Genomic DNA, 20,644 nt, shown 5'->3' with positions numbered 1-20,644 from the left:
CTGCCTTCCTCCACATGCGTCCTTCTCGGACCCCTCCGCTGCCCGTCCCAACCGGCACCGGCACCGGCGCGCCGTCCCCCGTCAGACGCCGACCACGGCCCATCCCACGCGAAAGGTCGCCGCGACCCCAGCCGCTCGGGCCCCAACCACTCACCCGGCCACATCGTGACCCGAGACGCACGCCCCGTCGCGGCCCGAACCCGGCCGAACACACCACTGCCGGTTGACCCGAACCTGGCTCCACCAGGCACGGTCCATGCCACACCACTGCCTGAGCCCGACTCGAGCCATCCGCAGCCCACCAGCCCATGAGACCCAGCCGGAACCAAACGCCTCCGCCCGCGCCGGCCGGCTGCCTCGCCCGAGCGCAACCGAGCCAGAACGAGCCAGAGGGAGCGGCCGCGACCGGACCCGCCCGGCATCCGCCCCGCTTCCGCCCCCGCCTCGCCCAAAGCCGAGCGCTGCGGCTACGCGTCGATACGCGACCGGTCCAGCGTCGCCGCCGAGCCGGAGATGAACTCCTTACGGGGTGCCACGTCGTTGCCCATCAGCAGGTCGAAAACCTGCTCTGCGGCCTCCAGGTCGGCGAGGTTGATCCGGCGCAGGGTGCGGTGACGCGGATCCATGGTGGTCTCGGCCAGCTGGTCGGCGTCCATCTCACCGAGACCCTTGTACCGCTGGATGGAGTCCTTGTACCGGACCCCCTTGCTCTGGAACTCCAGCAGCTTGTCGCGCAGCTCACGGTCCGAGTACGTGTACACGTACTTGTCCTGGCCCTTCCTCGGCTGGACCAGCTCGATGCGGTGCAGCGGTGGCACCGCGGCGAACACCCGGCCCGCCTCGACCATGGGCCGCATGTAGCGCTGGAACAGCGTCAGGAGCAGGCACCGGATGTGCGAACCGTCGACGTCGGCGTCGGTCATCATGATGATCTTGCCGTAGCGAGCCGCGTCGATGTCGAACGTGCGGCCGGAACCGGCTCCTATGACCTGGATGATCGCGCCGCACTCGACGTTCTTCAGCATGTCCGTGACGGACGACTTCTGGACGTTGAGGATCTTGCCGCGGATCGGCAGCAGGGCCTGGAACTCCGAGTTCCGGGCGAGCTTCGCCGTACCGAGCGCGGAGTCGCCCTCGACGATGAACAGTTCGCTGCGGTCCACGTCGTCGCTGCGGCAGTCGGCGAGCTTGGCGGGCAGCGACGAGGACTCCAGAGCCGTCTTCCGGCGCTGTGCGTCCTTGTGCTGACGGGCGGCGATACGCGTCCGGGCGGCGGAGACCGCCTTCTCCATGACCACCCGGGCCTGTGCCGCCGCGTCGCGCTTCGTGGACGTGAGAAACGCCTTGAGCTCCTTGGAGATCACGGTGCTCACGATCCTGCGCGCGGCGGACGTACCGAGGACCTCCTTGGTCTGACCCTCGAACTGCGGCTCGGCGAGGCGGACGGTGACGACCGCGGTGAGCCCCTCCAGGGCGTCGTCCTTGACGATGTCGTCCTCGGCGACGCGCAGCAGTTTCTTGGCGCGCAGCACCTCGTTCATCGTCCTGACGACGGCCTGCTCGAAGCCGGCGACATGCGTACCGCCCTTGGGCGTGGCGATGATGTTGACGAACGACTTGAGGGTCGTGTCGTAGCCGGTGCCCCAGCGCAGCGCGACGTCCACGCCGAGCTCACGGGTGACCTCGGTGGGCGTCATCTGGCCGTCGTCGTCGAGGACCGGGACGGTCTCCTTGAAGGTGCCCTGGCCGGAGAAGCGGAGAACGTCGCAGACCGGCTTGTCGGTGGCCAGGTACTCGCAGAACTCGCTGATGCCGCCGTCGAAGCGGAACGACTCCTCGCCCTTGCTGCCACCCTCACCGAGGCCGTACTCGTCGCGGACGACGATGGTCAGCCCCGGGACCAGGAAAGCGGTCTGCCGGGCTCGCTGGTGCAGGTTCTCGAGGGAGAGCTTGGCGTCCTTGAGGAAGATCTGCCGGTCGGCCCAGTACCGCACGCGGGTGCCGGTGCGGGTCCTGGGGATCTTCTTTGCCTTGCGCAGGCCGCCCTTGGCCTCGAACTTGGCGTCGGGGCCCATCGCGGCGAAGGCTCCCGGGACACCACGCCGGAAGCTGATGGCGTGCGTGTGGCCGCTGCGGTCCACCTCGATGTCCAGGCGGGCCGACAGAGCGTTCACCACCGACGCGCCCACACCGTGCAGGCCGCCGGAGGCCGCGTAGGAGCCACCGCCGAACTTGCCGCCGGCGTGCAGCTTGGTCATGACGACCTCGACACCGGAGAGGCCGGTCTTGGGCTCGACGTCGACCGGGATGCCCCGGCCGTTGTCCCGGACCTCGACCGAGGCGTCGTCGTGGAGGATCACCTCGATGTGGTCGCAGTAACCGCCCAGGGCCTCGTCGACGGAGTTGTCGATGATCTCCCACAGGCAGTGCATCAGGCCACGGCTGTCCGTGGACCCGATGTACATGCCCGGGCGCTTGCGCACGGCTTCGAGCCCTTCAAGGACGAGCAGGTGCCGCGCGGTGTAGTTGGAACCGTCCCGGTCTGCTCCTGCCAGCAGCGCTGTGGACGGCACGGACGTCTCGGCGGTCACGCGGTTCGCTCCTCGCTGAATTTCAGGTGGGGCCCTTGTGGGTAAGGGCACGGCTTCGGTCGCCGCTCAGAGGGTACCGAGGCCTGGTAGAGCCGATGTAACGCCACCCTCGTCTGAAACTCACACTAGTCCACTGTCGTATACTTGTTCGATCCCTCGATGGAGTGAAGTACACATCACGTTCCCTTCCAGGCATGAACCATTTAGGCTCCGGGCACGTCCTCATGAACAACCGGCAACCCAGCCGGCGGACCGACCCCCGACCGACAGCGCGAACCCGTAAGACACAAAGACACGCAATACGGCACATTCGCCGCCAACCGGCAGCAGCCAGCCGCCCGGAGAGATTTTTCCAGGAATAGCCACGAGCGGGAACGTTTTCGGGCTGCTTGGATGTTGACCCTGGTACGACAGCTCGTCGAGCTAGAGAAGAGGCGACGTGACTACTGTTCTGACCCCCGCGAGCCACCTGACGGCCGCCGATCGCTGCGACCGCTGCGGCGCCCAGGCATACCTGCGCGTCGTCCTGCTCAGCGGCGGAGAACTGCTCTTCTGCGCCCACCACGGCCGCAAGTTCGAGCCGGAACTCAAGAAGATCGCCGCTGAGATACAGGACGAGACGGAGCGACTGACTGCCGCTCCCGCATCCGCCTCCGAAGAAGAGCGCTGATACTCGCGTCCCACGACGAGCCAGCTCCGGCACAGGCCGGTTGACGGGCGGGTGCCCCTTTTTCCAGGGGCACCCGCCCGTGCTCGTACCACGCGCCCGTCAGCCGCCGGACGCGGTCCCGCGGCTTCCGGCGTCGGCGCCCCCGCGGTCCCCGTTCAGCGCCGGGAGGGCGTCGGACACCCGCGTATAGACGCCAGGGCTGCCCGCGCGGCCACAGCCGCTCCCCCAGGACGCGAGGCCGATCAGCTTCCCCCGGGCGACCAGCGGCCCCCCGCTGTCCCCCTGGCAGGCATCGTGGCCCCCCTCCTCCTCCCCCGCGCACAGCATGGTCTCGGCGAGGTACATCCCGCCGGTACTGCCGGGGTAGGCCTGTTCGCACAGCGCGTCAGGCAGCACATGCACCTGTGCGGCCCGCAGACTGCGCACATAGTCCCCGCCGCCGGTGGTGTCACCCCAGCCGTACACCACGGCCCCCGTCCCCGGTTCGTACGCCGGATCGCCGGCCGCCGCCATGGCGAGAACCGAGCCCTGTGGCAGCGGCTCGGCGAGGGTGAGCACAGCGAAGTCCCCGGAGTTGCTCACCTCGTCGTAACCCGGATTGACCCAGGCGTCCCGTACGGAGACCTCCTGCCCCTGGTTCGAAAGGAGATCCGTCCGACCCGCGATGACCTTGAGATCGCGCACGGTGTCCGGTGTACCGTCCAGGACGTCCTCGCTCAGGCAGTGGGCAGCGGTGAGCACGGTGGACCGGCCGACGGCCACACCAGCGCAGAACTGCCCCGCGCGTGTACCCCCGAACCGGTCACGACTGGACAGCGCCACCGTCCACGGGCTCTCGGACACATCGACCGGGAACCCACCGACGACGATGCTGTCGGCGGCCGCAGGGACGGCGGAAACGAGCGGTATGGCGGCTACGGCGGTCACCAGGACCAGCGGCCGGGCCAGGGCCCGGGCAATGCGACATCGCATGCGTGCTCCTCACTCCGGGATATTGATCGGATACCCAGAGTCACGCACGCCACTGTTCCTCGCAGCACGAAGCAGGCCGGTCGCCGCGGGCAGCACGAAGGCCCGGTCCCTCGCGGTGGGGGCCGGGCCTTCGACGTCGTACGACAGCGACCTAGTCGAGGTAGTCGCGCAGCACCTGGGAACGCGACGGGTGGCGCAGCTTCGACATGGTCTTGGACTCGATCTGGCGGATGCGCTCGCGCGTGACGCCGTACACCTTGCCGATCTCGTCGAGGGTCTTCGGCTGACCGTCGGTGAGGCCGAAGCGCATCGAGACGACACCCGCCTCGCGCTCGGACAGGGTGTCGAGGACAGAGTGAAGCTGCTCCTGCAGGAGCGTGAAGCTGACCGCGTCGGCCGGGACGACGGCCTCAGAGTCCTCGATGAGGTCACCGAACTCGCTGTCGCCGTCCTCGCCCAGCGGGGTGTGCAGTGAGATGGGCTCGCGACCGTACTTCTGGACCTCGATGACCTTCTCGGGGGTCATGTCGAGTTCCTTGGCCAGCTCCTCCGGGGTGGGCTCGCGGCCCAGATCCTGGAGCATCTGGCGCTGCACGCGCGCCAGCTTGTTGATGACCTCGACCATGTGCACCGGGATACGGATGGTGCGGGCCTGGTCGGCCATGGCGCGGGTGATCGCCTGACGGATCCACCAGGTGGCGTACGTGGAGAACTTGTAGCCCTTGGTGTAGTCGAACTTCTCGACAGCGCGGATCAGACCGAGGTTGCCCTCCTGGATGAGGTCCAGGAAGAGCATCCCGCGGCCCGTGTAGCGCTTGGCCAGCGAGACCACCAGTCGGAGGTTGGCCTCCAGGAGGTGGTTCTTGGCGCGGCGGCCGTCCTCGGCGATGATCTCCAGCTCGCGCTTGAGCTTGGGGGCGAGCTTGTCGGCGTTGGACAGCTTGTCCTCTGCGAACAGACCGGCCTCGATGCGCTTGGCGAGCTCGACCTCCTGCTCGGCGTTGAGCAGGGGGACCTTGCCGATCTGCTTGAGGTAGTCCTTGACCGGGTCCGCAGTGGCACCGGCGGCCGCGACCTGCTGCGCGGGCGCGTCGTCCTCGTCCTCGTCGGAGAGGACGAAACCGGCGCTCTCGGTGCCCTCGGGCTCCTCGCCGGGCTTGGCGGACTCCTCGAGGACCTCTTCCTCGACCAGCTCGGCGTCGTCCTTCTTGGCGGCCGTCTTCTTGGCCACCGTCTTCTTGGCCGCGACGGTCTTCTTCGCGGCGGTCTTCTTGGCGGGCGTCGCCTTCTTGGCGGCGGCCTGCTTGGCGGCCGTCTCGTCCTCGATGGAGGGCTCGGCGGCAGGCTCCGCAGGCGTGGCGGTGGCGGTGGCCTTCTTGGCAGTCACCGTCTTCGCCGCGACCGTCTTGGTGGCGGTGCGCTTGGCCGGACTCTTCGCTGCGACGCTCTTTCGGGTGCGCTTGGGCTCCGCGGCACTGACCATCAGCGTCACACCCTCTTCCTCGAGGATCTGGTTGAGGCTGCGCAGTACGTTCTTCCACTGAGTGGCCGGAATCTGGTCAGCTTCGAAGGCCCGACGCACGTCATCGCCGGCGATCTGCCCCTCAGCCTTTCCCCGCTCAATGAGCGCCATGACAGAGACGGACTCGGCGATCTCCGGCGGGAGCGTACGGGATGTGCTGGCCGACACGAACAACCTCTCGGAACGTTGGAAAACGGCTTCCGGCCCCGTCCACGGCGGACAGGAGCCGACCACCGGCCTGGGGATGGACCGACGGTGCGGGCGGGGGCCGGGAAGATGCACAGCGCCTTGAACGGCGTCCGTATTCCCTCCGCGGCTGTCACCTCTTAGGTCATCGCGCTGCTCCCACGAGCGTTACGCCCAATCTGCGTGGCCCGAGTCACATCCCGTAAGCACTCAAAAACGGTCAGATGCGGGCAGAGGCGGCCAGCCACAGCCTCGACCTGGACGCGTCAACGAGCCCGTCGGCTCGTCGTGCCGCCGGACCCCACAGGATCCCTGAAGATTCCGCGAGGCCCGACGGGAGGCGGTTCGGCAGCCGGACGCCACCCCCGGAGAGGGAGATGTTCTCGGCCGCACCGCCCATGGTGCGCTCAGTGCTCGCGCGGCGCGGGCACCACGCGCTCCACCTCGGGATGGACGGTGAGCAATTGACGCATGGCCGCCTCGGCCGCCGGGCCGTCACCGGCGGCGAGGGCGTCGGCGATCCGGCCGTGGTGCGCCAGTGAGGCCTCGGTCGGCCGGTCGCAACCTGCGACCGGGCCGCCGGAGACCTGGAGGGCGGCCGACACGATCCCGGAAAGGTGCTCCAGCATGCGGTTGCCCGCGACCTGGATGAGCAGGGAGTGGAACTCCGCGTCGGCGCGCGAGAAGGTGAGACTGTCACCCTGCGCCATGGAGTGGCCCATGATCTCGACCATGTCGGCAAGCCGCTGCTGGACGTCCTCACGCCCGTGTCCCGCGGCGAGCCGGGCGGCGAGCGGCTCGATCGTCCAGCGCAGCTCGCTCAGCTCGCGGCGCTGGTCGTCACGCTGCGGACCGAAGGCCCGCCACTCGATGATGTCCGGATCGAGGAGATTCCAGTCGCTGACGGGGCGCACCCTCGTGCCGACGTTCGGTCGGGCACTGACCAGGCCCTTGGCCTCCAGGACGCGGAGCGACTCGCGGACGACGGTACGGGAGACCTCGAAGCGCTGGCCGATCTCCTCGGGCACCAAGGGACGGTCGGCGCCCAGGTCGCCGGAAACGATCATCTGGCCGAGCTGTTGGACGAGTTGGCCGTGCAGTCCGCGTCCGCGGTTGCCGGCGGCGCGGCGGCCCACGCGGCCCATCTCGGGGTCCACGCCGTCCCAGACGGGGGCTCCGACGCGGTCGACGGCGGCGGCCTCCGCGTAGGGGTAGCGGTCGAGTTCGCCCGGGCCGGCGAGGCCGGAGTCTGCGGAGCGGGCGGCGGTCATCATGGTGTGCGCAAGGGTACTCACGGATCCTTTGTCGGCGCCGTCTCCAACTCCCTTGAGGTCTTTGGTGAAAAGCACACGAAAGGGTGATCGCTCACCCCGTCGCAATTGACGCCTTATCGGAAAGAAATGGGCTTTCCCCGGGAAGTTGTGTGCAGGGCGGGACCGGAAGGGCCTGGACGGTCGTCAGCGGGCCCTGCTGCGCAGGGTCGTGAGCAGATATGCGCAGAGCAGCGCGCTGAGCGACAACGTCAGCGCGCTGCCGACGGGTTGGACGAGCACGCGCGCGACGGCGGACAGATAGCGCTCTCCACCGAAGGGCCACTGCAGCAGGAAAACTTGGCGCAGCCGCATGGGAAACCCTGCCGCGGCCCGCACGGACGCCCCCTCCAAGGCCTTTTGTACGAGAGGCACGACGACAACGGGTACGGCAACCACCGCGGCGAGCCCGGCCGTGGTGGACCTGAAGACGCCGGCGGCCAGCACACCCGACCATGCGCATCCGACAACGAGCCCGATCCAACCCACGCTCAGGGAAAGCCAGTCGGCGGGAACATCCGCCATCTCTCGTCCGTAGACGAGATAGAGCACTTCGGCGTCGCAGCCCACCGTGAGAAAGGCCAGCGACAGCGCGGTAGCCCCGGTGACGAGAAGTTTCGCGGCAAGCAGTCCCAGTCGGCGGGGCACGGTGCCGCGGTCCGCCGCCAGGGCGGGGTGGCGGAACTCGTCGCCGAAGGCCAGCGCCCCGAGCAGTCCCGCCCCGAGGGCCGCCGGCGGCAGTGGCAGTTCCCGCGGCCACGCGGCCAGCAGCCGCGGCTGCGGGGTGTGTCCGACACGGGCCAGGAGTACGGCGGTGACGGCGGACGTGACGAGGACTGCCGCAGCGGTGAGGAAGCCGGTACCGATTCCGGCGGCGCGGCGCAGTTCGTAGCGCAGCGGGCGCAGCGGGCTGGGTGCGGAACGGACAGAAATGGGAGGCGGGAGGGGGGACGGCGGATCGGCGGCCTTGAGCTCTTCGGCGGAGCGTGCGTCTTCCCGGGCGCGCCCCTCGGCCTGGACCACGGCGACTGGCGGCTCGGCGTCATCGGCCGCGGGAACAGCGCTTCCGGTGGATTTCGATGCCGCCGCACCGGGCTGCGTCTCCTCCGGCGCGTGCCGGGCCTCCCAGGGGAACAGTCCGGCCGCCGGCCCCATGTCCCCCGTCTCCTCCGCGAGTTGATGGACGAGGACGCCGTGCCGGAAGGCCGTCTCCCCGACTTCGGCGCACGTACTGCCGTACACGGACAGGCGATTGCCGCCTTCCCGTACGACCTCGACGGAGCGCTGGGCGGTGCGGGCCTCCTTGGCGATCAGGGCCGCGAGGCGGGCGGCGTGGGGGGTGCGGACGGCAACCCGGGGGCGCAGCCGGGTGCGGGCGAAGTCCGTCGCGTCCTGGTCGGCCACGAGCCTGCCCTTGTCCAGGGTGACCACGTGGTCGGCGGTGCGTGCGGCTTCCTTGGGATCCGCCGTGGTGAACAGGACCGTGCCGCCGTGAGCGGCGTGGGAACGCAGCATGCCGTGCAGCCAGTGGCGCTCGCGGGTGGAGAGTCCGTCGGTGGGATCGTCCAGCACGAGTGTGTGGGGGTCCGGCAGCAGCGCGCAGGCCAGGCCGAGGCGGCGGTCCATGCCGCGCGAGAGGGTGCCGAGCCGTTCGTCGCGCAGGCCGACGAGGCCTACCACTTCCAGGACTTCGTCGGCCCGCCGGACCGGGACGCCCGCCGCGGCGCACAGCATGCGCAGGTGGCCGCGCACGGTACGGGCGGGATGGCCCGGCACGTCGCCCAGCAGCACGCCGACTTCGCGTGACGGATGGGCGATGCGGTGCAGTGGACGACCTCTGAAGTAGGTGATGCCACGGCCCTGTTGCATCTCGAGCATCAGCCTGAGCGCGGTCGTCTTGCCCGCGCCCGCAGCTCCGAGGAGTGCGGTGAGTCTGCCTGCGCGCGCTTCGAAGGACAGGTCGTCGACAGCGGGCGGAAGATCCTTGCGGGAGTTGCTGGTCAGTCCGAAGGCCTGGATCACCTGAAGCAAGATAGCGCCCTATGTCCGGTTTTCCAGGCATTCCAAGGCCCGCTCGGCGGCGGACGAGCGTCGCCTCCGGATCCCTGTTCGCCCGTTCGGAACAGAGGTCGCCTCATGGCGACAGCACGGGCGGCCGGCCGCCCGTCGCATGTGCGCCGGCGTCACACCTCGGGGCGCAACATCGGCGGGTTGAGCAGGGTCGCTCCGCCCGCGCGGAAAAGCTGGGCAGGTCGTCCGCCCTGACGCGTGGTCGTTCCGCCTGTGGGGACGAGGAAGCCGGGGGTGCCGGTCACCTTGCGGTGGAAGTTGCGAGGGTCGAGCGCCACGCCCCACACCGCCTCGTAGACGCGGCGCAGCTCGCCGACCGTGAACTCGGGCGGGCAGAAGGCCGTGGCCAGCGAGGAATACTCGATCTTCGAGCGGGCCCGTTCCACGCCGTCCGACAGGATCTGGGCGTGGTCGAAGGCAAGAGGCGCGACCGGCTCGCCGTCACGGCCGTAACCGCCCTGCTGCAACAGTTCCTCGACGGGTGCCCAGCGCGCGTTGCTCGCGTCACCGCCCGCCCGGGGAGCCGGCAGGTCGGGAGCGAGGGCGAGGTGGGCGACGCTGACCACGCGCATCCGGGGGTCACGCTTGGGATCGCCGTAGGTGGCGAGCTGTTCCAGATGGGCACCGTTGCCCTGGACGGGGACGGACGGGTCGTGAGCGCGCAGCCCGGTCTCCTCCGCCAGTTCCCGCGCCGCCGCCTGCGCCAGATCCTCGTCGGCCCGCACGAAGCCGCCGGGGAGCGCCCAGCGCCCCTGGAACGGTGGTTCCCCCCTGCGCACCGTCAGCGCGCACAGGGCGTGGCGGCGCACGGTCAGCACGACCAGGTCCACGGTGACGGCAAAGGGCGGGAAGGCTGACGGGTCGTAGGGCATGCGGCGATCATAGTCGTCTGCTTGACGATAAACACTCCCTTCGTCGGCCGTGCGCGGGCGTGGCCCACTGCGGTCCGGCAGCGCTTCCTGGTCGCTCACGGGCGTCGTCCGGTGGCATGTCGTCCGAGGTCACGCCCCCAGCTGCAGTCCCTCGGCCGCCTCCTCGACCATGGCGAGGCCGAGTCGGCTTACCCGTACGGAGAGGGGGGCACCCGCGATCCTCAGTCCGGTCAGTCCGAGCTCGCCGAGGGGAGCGCTGCGCACCGGGCGCAGGGTGACCTTGCCCGCCGGGGCGTCCGGACGGATGCCTGCGAGCGTCGTCAGCAGCAGGACTCCGGCGGCCGCTGCCGTGGCCGAGGGACGACAGGCAGCCGGATGGGGAAGTGGCGCACTGCCCTCGGTGCGCTGCTCTCCCGCGTACATCTCGGGAAGCCGGTGACCGAAGGTCTCGGCGGCCGCCAGGACCCCCCGCAGCAGCGAACTGGCCTCCTTCTCGTAACCCGCGGCGGTCAGTCCGGCCACGGCGACCGCCGTCTCGTGAACCCGTACGGCTCCGGAGCGGTGGCCGAACGGGCTGTAGCCCGGCTCCTTCACACCGAGTCCGCGCAGGCCCCAGCCGGAATCCAGCGCAGGGCTCCCGAGCAGCCGGGCGAGCTGTTCGGTCTGCACCCGGTCGAGCAGACCTGGCGCCTGGTCGCCTCCGCCCAGCAGCCCGGTGTCGAGCAGATGGGCGGCCGCGGAGCCGAGGTGCGGCACGAGGCATCCGTCGGGGGCGAGGGCTGCCGCGGGCCGGCCACCGCCGCGGTCCTCGACCCAGAACTCCTCACGAAAGGCTGTCCGCAGTTGCCTGGCCCAGTGCCGCAGCTCCGCACCGCCCGGTCGGCCGCACGTGTCGAGCAGATCGGCCCCGAGGAGCGCCGCCCGGTGGGCGTGGGCCTGTGTCTCGCAGCGAGCGAGGCCACCTGGGTGGGTGTCGCCCAGATACGTGCCGTCGCCCACAGTGGTGCGCAGCCAGGTCAGACAGCGCTCCGCCGCCGGCAGCAGTTCCTCCGTCTCCTGCTGGGAAAGACCCCAGCGGCGAGCTTCCGCGAGCAGCACGGGAAAAAGCAGGGTCGCCTCCGCGCCTGTACAGCTGGGCGGCAGATGCGGTCCGGCGTCCCGTCGCGGGCCGGGAATCATGCCCGCCTGGGGTACCGGGCCTCTGAGTTGCGTACGTGCGAGGGTGCGCAGTGTGCCCGCCGCGAGGCGGGTGCCCAGAGGCAGCGTCATCCGGGATGCGGCGAGCGCCTCGGCGGGGGCCATGCCGCAGCGCCAGGGCACTCCGGCCGCCAGGTGTGTGTCGTCCGGGTGTGCCGGGTCGCGCAGCAGCAGGGCCTGGAGGTCCTCGACGCTCGTGTGCAGCAGCGCCCGGACGCCGGGGTGGTCACCGATCGCGCGGGCCGTAGCAAGGGGGCTCATCGCCACCCGCCGCGCGGCCCGCACAGGTCCGGCGCCCTCGACCTGTACGCGCAGTTCCACACCTGCAGTGCCGCCCGGGGGCAGGTCGAACTCCCAGCGCAGCAGCCCTGCGGAGGCCAACGCGTCCATGGGCGGCGGGTCGGCCGCCACCGACGCGCTGCCGCCGAGACCGGACCACCGCAGGCCGGAGCGGTGGACGCTGGCGGACAGTTCGGGCCCCGCACGGCCGGACGCTATCGCTCTCAGGTCCGCCAGGTCCGTGCCCAGCGCGACCTCCACCGGTAGCCGGAGCGGGCGGGGAGCCGTGCTGTGCAGGGTGATGCGTTCGGTACCGTCCGCGTGCCGGATGCGTTCGACCACGACATCCGGATCCGGGCCGGCGCCGGGCGACGCGCTCAGCGTTGCCACGAAGCGGGCGCGGTCCGCCGCGGTCGTCCGGGCCTGGATGGGGGTCGGTTCGCGTCCGGCGACGCGGACCTGGCAGCGCGAGAGCACGCGTCGCCCCGCGCGGTAGAACCCCTCGAGTCCCTGCCCGGTCAGTTGCCCCTGCTCCGTGGAGATGGCGAGGCCGGGGAGCGCGACGCAGATGAGGACGGTGTGGGCCGGGGGGAAGCAGCCCGAACGGTGGGGAGCCGGGACAGGCACCGGGTGGCCCTGCACGGCGGATGGAGGTGGGCGGCGCCCCACGGTCCTGGTAGGAGAGGGAGCTCCTTCCAGGGGCGTCAGCGAGCCGCCCTGGGCCCTTGGCGACCGCCCCTGAGCGGTCGGCGGACTCGGTCGGCGAGACTGGTCCGAGTGCGGGGGCTGGTTCTGGCCCGTGGGCACGGACGGGCGCCGCACCGGCTCCTCCCAAGGGGGCGGCCGCTGAGCCTGCCCGGTGGGCAAGTGCCCCTGATTCACAGGCTGATCCGCCTGCGGCCGCCTCGCCTGGCCTGAGGGCAGGCAGGTGGACTCGTCCGGCGGGGTGCTGCCTCCTTTCCGGGGCGGTGCCGGCGTACCGACGGGCGGACGGTCGTTGCCGATTGCGGAGGGCGGAGTCGGCTTATGCACGGGCGGCTTCCTCTGCGCTCTGTGGGCCTCGTGGGTCGTAGGCACGGGGGCTTTCGAGGGACAAGGGCGGTTCGGCGGACCGGTACGGTCAGGCGTTCCGCCACTCAGGTGAACGGGAAGCACCTCCGCGGAGTCACGCCCCCGACCCGGGAAGCCGACCGAATGGCGGCGGGACGGACGGCTGCGGATTTTCTCGCCGCCGCCCGCTGTCGGCCTGAGTCCACTGCCCCCTGCACGTTGGCGCTCGCCCGCGGTCTGTCGTTGTCCACACACCGCGTGCCGCAGCCGGCAGACGACCCGGTCGAGCAGGCCATTGCTCCACCGGAGGCCGATCACGGCGTCCCCTCGGTGTCGTCACCTCCCGACACCACGCCATCGGAGCAGGATCCCGAGCGCCGCGGGTTTTCCCTTTCCGAGGGCCGGGGGCGTGTCCCTCCCGCACGCCGGGCGCCGGGATGTGTACCGGCCGTCGGGCGGGTACGGCCTCGGGACTCGTCCGTGCCGAACGGTCGTCCTCCTGCTTCCGCGAGATGAGGGCGGCCTTCCGGACGTGAACCGCCACGTGCCCGTCGTCGGCGACGGGAGGCCGCGTCCGGTGCAGGCGACGAGGTCTCCGCGTCGCCGTGGCCGCGGGAGACAACCTGCTGCGCGACGGTCTGGGGTTCTTGATCGCCGGTTACTTCGGTACGCCCACGGGGTGGTACCTCAGCTTCCCCCGCAGAATTCGTCTCTCCTTCGGCGGTGCGCGCACGCTCCTTCCGCGCCTCGCGTTCCGTGCGGAGGCAGGAGCGGATCGACTCCGGGTCCAGGCCCTCGTTGCAGGCCTGGTGCAGGAGCCGGGCGAAGAGGTAGTCGGGGTCGGCGCCCAGCGCCATGGCCAGGGCTTCCCTTGCCTCGATCTCGTCACCGGCCGACCATGCGACCCAGCCGACGAGAGTGAGCAGGGCCGCCGCGTGTTCGCCGTACGGCCCGACGCAGCGGCGGGCCAGGGCACGCCACAGACGAAGAGCGGGGCCTGCTTCGGCACCCTCCATCCACTCGGCTGCCCGATCGCGGGTCGTGCGGTCCTGGAGGCCGAGGATGAGCGTGGCTGCTTCCTCGTGTCCGAGCAGCTCGTCGTCACGCAGGTCCGCCTGCAGGGTGCCGGAGACGGGCGGAGCCTCCGCGAGCCGGGTCATGATCCGCCCGGCGAGCTCCACCGTCTCCTCGGCCACTGCCAAGCGGCCGGCTTCGTCGAGCATCCTGGGAACCTGCGCCATGCTCGCGGTGTCCAGAACGATCTCCTGTTCCAGCGCCGCCGCGGTCTCCCAGGGCTGCAGCCTGGCCCGCAACTCGCGCAGTGTGCCGCGCACTTGCAGCCCGGCATAGGTCGCGGCAGCCGCCAGCACGGACGTGCCGGGCAGCCCCATCGGGACTCCCTCGACGGGGCAGCATCCCTCGCTCGGGCAGCAGTACGACCAAAAGCGCCCGCCGGAGATGCACAGCGCCTCGATCACGGGCACGTCGAGCCGGCCACACTCCCTGCGCAGTTGCCCGGCGAGGTCGGCCAATCGCTGCATGACCTGCTGTCCGGACTCGCCCTGCGCCGGTTCCTGGCAGAGGTAGGCGACCATCTGCTCCGGCTTGCCGCCCCTCCGCTCGCTGCCCGTGATCAGGCCGTGGGCGAGCTGCCGTGCCGCGGACTCCCAGTCGTCCTCGTTCGTGGGAATGCCGAGCCGGGCCCGTCCACCGAACCGGCCGCGCCCGCCCCGGTCATGCAGGGCGACCAGGACGATGCTGTCCTCGGGCCGGTACCCGAGGAGATACGGCAGGGCATCGGCCAGTTCGCCCGGCGTACGCAGGGTGATCTGGTGATCGCTGCCGTGCGCGTCGTACGTGACGCACTCGACGTGCTCGCCGGCTCCGGTGCTTCCGCCGCCGGAGTCCCGCGCTCCGTGGGCCTTGTATCCGTCTCGTCCGCCGATGTCGCCGTTACCGGCGGATCCAGTCGTTTCGCTGTGATTCGTCATGCGCAGACGATCTCGCGGATCGCGAGGTTGCGCTTGGGCCTGTGGATAACTCCGATCAGGGGCACGTCAAACAGAGCTCGCGGCGCTGACCTTTCCACAGGCGCGGATCCGGTCTGTCAGAGCCGTCCTGTTGTATGGACGCATGACGCACACGAGCAACGCGGAACTGCACGCGGCAGCCGATGCGGTCCTCGCCCGACTCGTCGGGGACAGCACCGGCTCGGCCCGGCTGCGCGAGGACCAGTGGCGGGCGATCGAGGCACTGGTCGCCGACAAGCGCCGGGCCCTCGTCGTGCAGCGCACGGGCTGGGGCAAGTCCGCGGTGTACTTCGTGGCGACCGCCCTGCTCCGGGAACGCGGAGCAGGGCCGACCGTGATCGTCTCTCCGCTGCTCGCGCTCATGCGCAACCAGGTGGAAGCGGCCGCCCGGGCGGGCATCCGCGCCCGGACGATCAACTCCTCCAACACCGAGGAGTGGGAGACCGTCCGCGCCGAGGTCGCCGCGGGCACGGTCGACGTCCTGCTGGTCAGCCCCGAGCGCCTGAACAACCCGGACTTCCGCGACAACGTACTGCCCGAGCTGTCCGCCGCCACCGGGCTCCTCGTCGTCGACGAGGCCCATTGCATCTCCGACTGGGGCCACGACTTCCGGCCCGACTACCGGCGGCTGCGCACCATGCTCAGCGATCTCCCCTCGGGCGTTCCGGTGCTCGCCACGACCGCCACCGCCAACGCACGGGTCACCGCGGACGTGGCCGAGCAACTGGGCACGGGCACCGGCTCCGACGCCCTGGTACTGCGTGGCCCCCTGGACCGTGAGAGCCTGAGCCTCGGGGTGCTACAACTGCCGGACGCGGCCCACCGGCTGGCGTGGCTCGCCGATCACCTGGGCGATCTGCCGGGATCCGGGATCATCTACACCCTCACCGTGGCCGCCGCCGAGGAGGTCACCGCCTTCCTTCGCCAGTGCGGGCACACGGTCTCCTCGTACACGGGCAAGACGGAGAACGCCGAGCGGCAGCAGGCCGAGGAGGCCCTCCTCGGCAACCGGGTCAAGGCCCTGGTGGCCACCTCCGCACTGGGCATGGGATTCGACAAGCCGGACCTGGGCTTCGTCGTCCATCTCGGCTCACCCTCTTCCCCCATCGCCTACTACCAGCAGGTCGGCCGCGCCGGACGCGGCGTCGAGCACGCCGAAGTGCTGCTGCTGCCCGGCCGCGAGGACGAGGCCATCTGGGCCTACTTCGCATCCGTGGCATTTCCGCCCGAGGAAACCGTCCGTCGCACTCTCGACGTCCTCGCTCGCGCGGACCGGCCGCTGTCGCTGCCCGCGCTCGAACCGCTCGTCGAACTGAACCGAACACGCCTGGAGACCATGCTCAAGGTCCTCGACGTGGACGGCGCCGTCCACCGCGTCAAAGGAGGCTGGATCGCCACAGGCACCCCGTGGTCGTACGACACGGAGCGCTACGCATGGGTCGCCAAGCAACGCGCCACCGAGCAGCAGGCCATGCGTGACTACGTCACCACGACCGGCTGCCGGATGGAGTTCCTGCGGCGGCAGTTGGACGACGAGGAGGCCGCTCCCTGCGGCCGTTGCGACAACTGCGCCGGTCCTCGCTTCACGGTGGACGTCTCCCCCACCGCCCTGAACACCGCCGACGGCTCGCTCGCACGGGCCGGCGTCGTGGTGGACCCGCGCCGTATGTGGCCGACGGGTCTGCCCGCCATCGGCGTCAACCTCAAGGGCCGTATCCCGCCGGGCGAACAGGCCATGCCGGGCCGGGCTCTGGGCCGGCTCTCGGACATCGGCTGGGGCAACCGCCTCCGTCCGCTGCTGGCGCCCCGGACTCCGGACGTCCCCGTCCCTGACGACGTCGTGACCGCCGTGGTCACGGTCCTGAGCGACTGGGCCAAGTCACCGGACGGCTGGGCTTCCGGTTCGCCGGACGCCCCGCCGCGCCCCGCGGGGGTGGTGACCATGCCCTCCCGCACCCGGCCGCAGCTGATCCAGTCGCTCGGCGCCAGAATCTCGGCGGTCGGCCGTCTCCCCCTCCTTGGATCACTGGCGTACACGGACGACGCCGCGGATCTGGCGCTGCCCCGCTCGAACAGCGCCCAACGCCTCCGGGCCCTCAGCGGGGCGCTCACGGTGCCTCCAGCGCTGCAGGCGGCCCTCCAGACAGCCGAGGGCCCCGTGCTGCTCGTCGACGACATGACCGAGACCGGCTGGACCCTGGCCGTGGCCGCCCGCCAGCTCCTGAGGTCCGGCGCGCAGGGGGTGTTGCCACTGGTGCTGGCGGTACGAGGCTGAGTCCTCGCCCCAGTCGGCAGTCCCGCACCGTCTCTCGAGTGCCGTCCCGCCGGACGGACGTGCCGTGCTCGCATGTGCCGTGCGTCGCCGTCCAACCCACTGGGTAGGGATATAGAGAGCAATTCGTTCAATAAGGGTCGACGGGCCCAATTGCTCGTTGCCGCAACGAAGTTCGACAGGAAGAATTGAAGTCCGCTCCCCGCACGGCTCGCCCGTGGTCCGGTAGGGCTTCGCTGCGGTGCGCGCTCCCCCGAATCCGACCCTGCCCGCAGTGCGGGCGCGTAGCCGAAGGGAGGACCGTGACCTTCGGATTCGCTCCGTCCTCGGCGGCGTCGACGTCGTCCTCTGCCGATCTGTCCGCCGCACCCGCCAACCCTCTGGCTCGTCTGCTCGAACCCTCGGAGTGGGCCGCGGCAGGGATCCCCCTGCTGCGCAACCCTCGTGAGGTCGTCAGCGGGCTGCACACCCGGCACCACCCCAAACCGGCGACGGCGGTCGTGGCGGTCCTCGATCCCGACGAGCGGCTTGCGGCGAGCGCATCATTCACCCGCCGAGCGGCACCAGCGGACGGCTGGATGTTCCGCAACGTGCTGCTCGCCCAGCTCCGCCGGGTGATCCCTCATGACCTGCGGCGCCGGACACCGGTGCGCACCGCCGTGCTGCTCTACTGCCGCGAGGGCGACGCGCGTTGGACGGAGGAGGACGGCGCGTGGATGTGGGGACTGCGTGACGCCTGTACCTTGCACGGACTGCGCTGTGGGGCGTACATCACGCTGACCCGAGACGGTTGGCAGGTTCTGGGCGAGGGTCGAGGCGGGCGCCGCCCGAACGCGGACTCCGCACCCGAACCCTTCGGTCTGTCCGAGGCGCCGCCGCCGGTACCGCGCACGGGCGGCGCCGCGTCGGAGGTCCTGCGCCGCGCAGCGGCCCGCTGACGCCGACAGGGATCGCCGCTCGAACTGGCCTTGACGGTCGCGCTCCCCCGCAGTCCCGCGGCTCTCCATGGCGACGCGGGCACGGTCCCACGGCGGCTCGGGCACGGTGGCGGCTCGGGCCGTTCGCCAGTACGGGCTTGATTCGGCCGTCACGCCCTTGATCCAGCCCTACGGCAACCAGTTCGCCCCCGCGACGGCCCCGTGCGCCGCACGCACGGGAACGCCCCGCCTGCCTCGCGACGGCGGGGAGTTCCGCAAGGGGCCAGCCCTCCACGATGCGGACTCAAACCACCCCGCCTTCCGCCCGCACCAAAGCACGGACGGAGCGCATGCGCGCAGGCCTGAGCATCCGCCGTGCAGGTGCCGCCGTGACGGCACCTTCGTCGGCCCCGGCGCCTGCGGACGTACCGGTTACGGGTCAGACGCCCGCGCCCAGCACCGAGTTGATCTGCTGCGGGTCACCACAGACGATCAGCAGGGCACCGGCCCGGGCGTGAGCCAGCGACAGGGCGTCGGCGGCAGCCGCACCGGGACCGCCGTTGACGGCGACCACGACCACGGGCCGGGACGTGGCACGGGAGGCGACGGCGGCGTCCGTGTAGAAGACGTCGTCACCCGCGTCGTGCTGCGCCCAGTAGGAGGTTTCACCGAAGGACAGTTCATGGGCGGCCCACGGGTGCTGTTCGCCGGTGGTGATCACCAGCACATCACCGGGGGCACGCCCGGAGTCCAGCAAGAGGTCGACGGCTTCTTCGGCAGCATCGAGCGCACCCTCGGCGGAGGCCGGGATCAGCTGGATCTGCGGGGCAGTCGCAGCGGGAGCGGCGGCGGCAGGGGCGGCGGGGCCCGACGGTGCGGGCTTGGCCACGGCCACGTCACGCGGCGTACGTTGCACCGGCGGCGTCGGCCGCAGCGGGCCGGGGCGACCGGGGCGAAGGTGAGCCGCGGGGCGGGGACCGGGTACAGGACGGGGGGTCGGCGCGGTACGGCCACTGGCCGGGGTCGCGCGGGGACCCTGGGCACTCTCGTGAATCTGAGGCTCCTCGGGAATGAGAGGCATGGGCTGATATTTATCAAACGCTGGTACGGCTCGGGTCGGCGGGTGGCACATGAGTGCCGGCGGAGTCGTCAGAAATCGAAGCCGAGCTGACCCTCGATCTCCGGAACGCTTCCGTCCGCCCAGCTGCGGACCTTCTTGAGATGCCGCCACTGAGGCAGCGCATCAAGATACGCCCACGTCAACCGGTGGTACGGGGTGGGGCCCCGCTCCTCCAGTGCGGCCTTGTGCACGGGCGACGGATACCCGGCGTTGGCCGCAAAGTCGAAGTCTGCATGGTCGATACCCAGTTCGGCCATCATTTTGTCGCGCTGGACCTTGGCGATCACGGAGGCCGCCGCGACGGCCACACAGGAACGGTCGCCCTTGATCACCGTACGGACGTTCCAGGGCGAACCCAGGTAGTTGTGCTTACCGTCGAGGATCACCGCATCGGGACGTACCGGCAGGGCTTCCAGGGCACGCACGGCCGCTGTACGCAGGGCCGCCGTCATCCCCATCTGGTCGATCTCCTCGTGAGAGGCATGCCCCAGGGCGTACGACGTCACCCATCCTCGCAACGTCTCGGCGAGCTCTGTGCGCCGCTTGACGGTGAGCAGTTTGGAGTCGGTGAGGCCTTCGGGAGGCCGGCGCAGTCCGGTGATCGCCGCGCAGACGGTGACGGGGCCGGCCCAGGCGCCGCGCCCGACCTCGTCGACACCGGCGATGATCTTCGCTCCGGTCGTGGCGCGGAGGGAGCGCTCGACGGTGTGAGTAGGCGGTTCGTACGGCATGGCGCCCTCAGCCTACGCCGCCGGGATCATCCTCCGACACCCCGGTTGCCCAGAAGTGCTTCACGGGCACCGCGGGTCTCGCTCAACCACGCGTCGGCCGCAGCAGCGGAAGCATCAACTGGTCGATCATCTCCTCCAGATCTTGATCATTCCATTCGCTTGCGCACATCTTGGAGCGGTACATCATCATCGCCGGGATGGCGTCGAGGACATAGCCGTTCACAGCGTCCGATGGCACCTCACCCCGCTCTATTCCGTGGTTGATGACCTCACCGAGCAGCTTGACGGTCGGTTCCACGACCCCCTTGACGATCACGTCATGGAGGCGCTCCGCCTCTGCGGGATCACATTCGTGAATCACCGCCCGGAGAGCGAATCCGGGCCGGGAGAACATCGCCTCACGAACCCACCGGCACAGCGCGACCAGGTCCGCGCGCACGTCGCCCAGATCGGGCGCCTCCTCAAGACGCGGCAGCCCGGCCTGCAGGGCGTCCGCGACGAGGTCCTCCTTGGAGGGCCAGCGACGGTAGACCGCAGCCTTGCCCGTCTGGGCCCCGGCGGCGACCCCCTCCATCGTCAGCCCCTTCCAGCCGACCGTACCGAGCTGGTCCAGGGTGGCATCGAGGATCGCGCGTTCGAGCACGGCGCCACGTCGGCGAAGCGAGGCCTGGGCGGGGGCAGCCGTCCAGTGCGAGGTAACCATCTGAGCGTCTCCAGCAAACAGGGAAGCGGGGATTCCGGGGAGGGACAGCACCGCGCTGCACCAGAGGGGGATGTGAGGCGCGGCGACAAGACGAGTGAACGCTTGCGTTCTCTAGTAGAGACTCACTACCGTTGTCGCGACAGTGAACGCAA

14 protein-coding genes are annotated in these 20,644 nt (G+C 70.5%); 3 read left to right on the top strand and 11 right to left on the bottom strand.

Annotation, left to right across the window (positions count from 1 at the left end):
• Nucleotides 1-467: 467 nt before the first annotated feature.
• Nucleotides 468-2,591, bottom strand: coding sequence for a type IIA DNA topoisomerase subunit B (locus ACIBK3_RS40200; protein WP_399372991.1), 2,124 nt, complete (start codon nucleotides 2,589-2,591; stop codon nucleotides 468-470).
• Between the two features lie 439 nt (nucleotides 2,592-3,030).
• Between ACIBK3_RS40200 and ACIBK3_RS40195 the strand changes: the two genes are divergently transcribed.
• Nucleotides 3,031-3,261 (top strand): hypothetical protein, encoded by a 231-nt coding sequence (locus ACIBK3_RS40195; protein WP_030670407.1) that lies wholly within the window; start codon nucleotides 3,031-3,033, stop codon nucleotides 3,259-3,261.
• 99 nt (nucleotides 3,262-3,360) lie between these two features.
• Here the strand turns inward: ACIBK3_RS40195 and ACIBK3_RS40190 are convergent, their stop codons facing one another.
• The 7 genes from ACIBK3_RS40190 to ACIBK3_RS40160 all read right to left on the bottom strand — a co-directional run bounded on the left by ACIBK3_RS40190 (nucleotide 3,361) and on the right by ACIBK3_RS40160 (nucleotide 14,710).
• The gene (locus tag ACIBK3_RS40190) at nucleotides 3,361-4,233 is read right to left on the bottom strand and encodes a S1 family peptidase (RefSeq protein WP_399372990.1); all 873 of its coding nucleotides are present in this window, start codon (nucleotides 4,231-4,233) and stop codon (nucleotides 3,361-3,363) included.
• Between the two features lie 151 nt (nucleotides 4,234-4,384).
• Nucleotides 4,385-5,923: an RNA polymerase sigma factor gene (locus ACIBK3_RS40185; protein ID WP_399372989.1), complete on the bottom strand. Its 1,539-nt coding sequence runs from the start codon at nucleotides 5,921-5,923 to the stop codon at nucleotides 4,385-4,387.
• A 425-nt stretch (nucleotides 5,924-6,348) separates the two neighbouring features.
• A complete protein-coding gene (locus tag ACIBK3_RS40180) occupies nucleotides 6,349-7,236 on the bottom strand; it encodes a FadR/GntR family transcriptional regulator (protein WP_399372988.1) in 888 nt (295 codons plus the stop codon).
• A 162-nt stretch (nucleotides 7,237-7,398) separates the two neighbouring features.
• Entirely contained in the window at nucleotides 7,399-9,273 is a 1,875-nt protein-coding gene (locus ACIBK3_RS40175) for an ATP-binding cassette domain-containing protein (RefSeq protein WP_399372987.1), read from the bottom strand.
• A 161-nt stretch (nucleotides 9,274-9,434) separates the two neighbouring features.
• Nucleotides 9,435-10,193 carry an NUDIX domain-containing protein gene (locus ACIBK3_RS40170; RefSeq protein WP_399372986.1) on the bottom strand — a complete coding sequence of 253 codons (759 nt, stop codon included), beginning with the start codon at nucleotides 10,191-10,193 and terminating at the stop codon, nucleotides 9,435-9,437.
• A gap of 129 nt (nucleotides 10,194-10,322) precedes the next feature.
• The gene (locus ACIBK3_RS40165) at nucleotides 10,323-12,239 is read right to left on the bottom strand and encodes a glycogen debranching N-terminal domain-containing protein (protein WP_399373070.1); all 1,917 of its coding nucleotides are present in this window, start codon (nucleotides 12,237-12,239) and stop codon (nucleotides 10,323-10,325) included.
• A gap of 794 nt (nucleotides 12,240-13,033) precedes the next feature.
• Nucleotides 13,034-14,710, bottom strand: a complete 1,677-nt coding sequence (locus ACIBK3_RS40160) for a DUF4192 domain-containing protein (RefSeq protein WP_399372985.1) — start codon at nucleotides 14,708-14,710, stop codon at nucleotides 13,034-13,036.
• A 142-nt stretch (nucleotides 14,711-14,852) separates the two neighbouring features.
• Between ACIBK3_RS40160 and ACIBK3_RS40155 the strand changes: the two genes are divergently transcribed.
• Both ACIBK3_RS40155 and ACIBK3_RS40150 read left to right on the top strand, forming a co-directional pair.
• Nucleotides 14,853-17,024 (top strand): RecQ family ATP-dependent DNA helicase, encoded by a 2,172-nt coding sequence (locus ACIBK3_RS40155; RefSeq protein ID WP_399372983.1) that lies wholly within the window; start codon nucleotides 14,853-14,855, stop codon nucleotides 17,022-17,024.
• A 299-nt stretch (nucleotides 17,025-17,323) separates the two neighbouring features.
• Nucleotides 17,324-17,959, top strand: a complete 636-nt coding sequence (locus ACIBK3_RS40150) for a hypothetical protein (protein ID WP_399372982.1) — start codon at nucleotides 17,324-17,326, stop codon at nucleotides 17,957-17,959.
• A 418-nt stretch (nucleotides 17,960-18,377) separates the two neighbouring features.
• Here ACIBK3_RS40150 and ACIBK3_RS40145 read toward each other — a convergent pair whose 3' ends face one another.
• The 3 genes from ACIBK3_RS40145 to ACIBK3_RS40135 all read right to left on the bottom strand — a co-directional run bounded on the left by ACIBK3_RS40145 (nucleotide 18,378) and on the right by ACIBK3_RS40135 (nucleotide 20,492).
• Entirely contained in the window at nucleotides 18,378-19,019 is a 642-nt protein-coding gene (locus ACIBK3_RS40145) for a hypothetical protein (RefSeq protein ID WP_399372980.1), read from the bottom strand.
• Between the two features lie 68 nt (nucleotides 19,020-19,087).
• Nucleotides 19,088-19,789: a ribonuclease HII gene (locus tag ACIBK3_RS40140; RefSeq protein ID WP_399372979.1), complete on the bottom strand. Its 702-nt coding sequence runs from the start codon at nucleotides 19,787-19,789 to the stop codon at nucleotides 19,088-19,090.
• Nucleotides 19,790-19,871: 82 nt separating this feature from the next.
• On the bottom strand, nucleotides 19,872-20,492 hold the full coding sequence (locus ACIBK3_RS40135) for a TetR/AcrR family transcriptional regulator (RefSeq protein WP_399373068.1): 621 nt from the start codon (nucleotides 20,490-20,492) through the stop codon (nucleotides 19,872-19,874).
• Nucleotides 20,493-20,644 lie beyond the last annotated feature (152 nt).

It is taken from the genome of Streptomyces sp. NPDC050287, assembly GCF_044459385.1.
In the GTDB taxonomy this organism is placed as follows: domain Bacteria; phylum Actinomycetota; class Actinomycetes; order Streptomycetales; family Streptomycetaceae; genus Streptomyces.
Note: the sequence above shows the minus strand (reverse complement) of the source record. Positions and strands in the feature narration are given on the sequence as shown.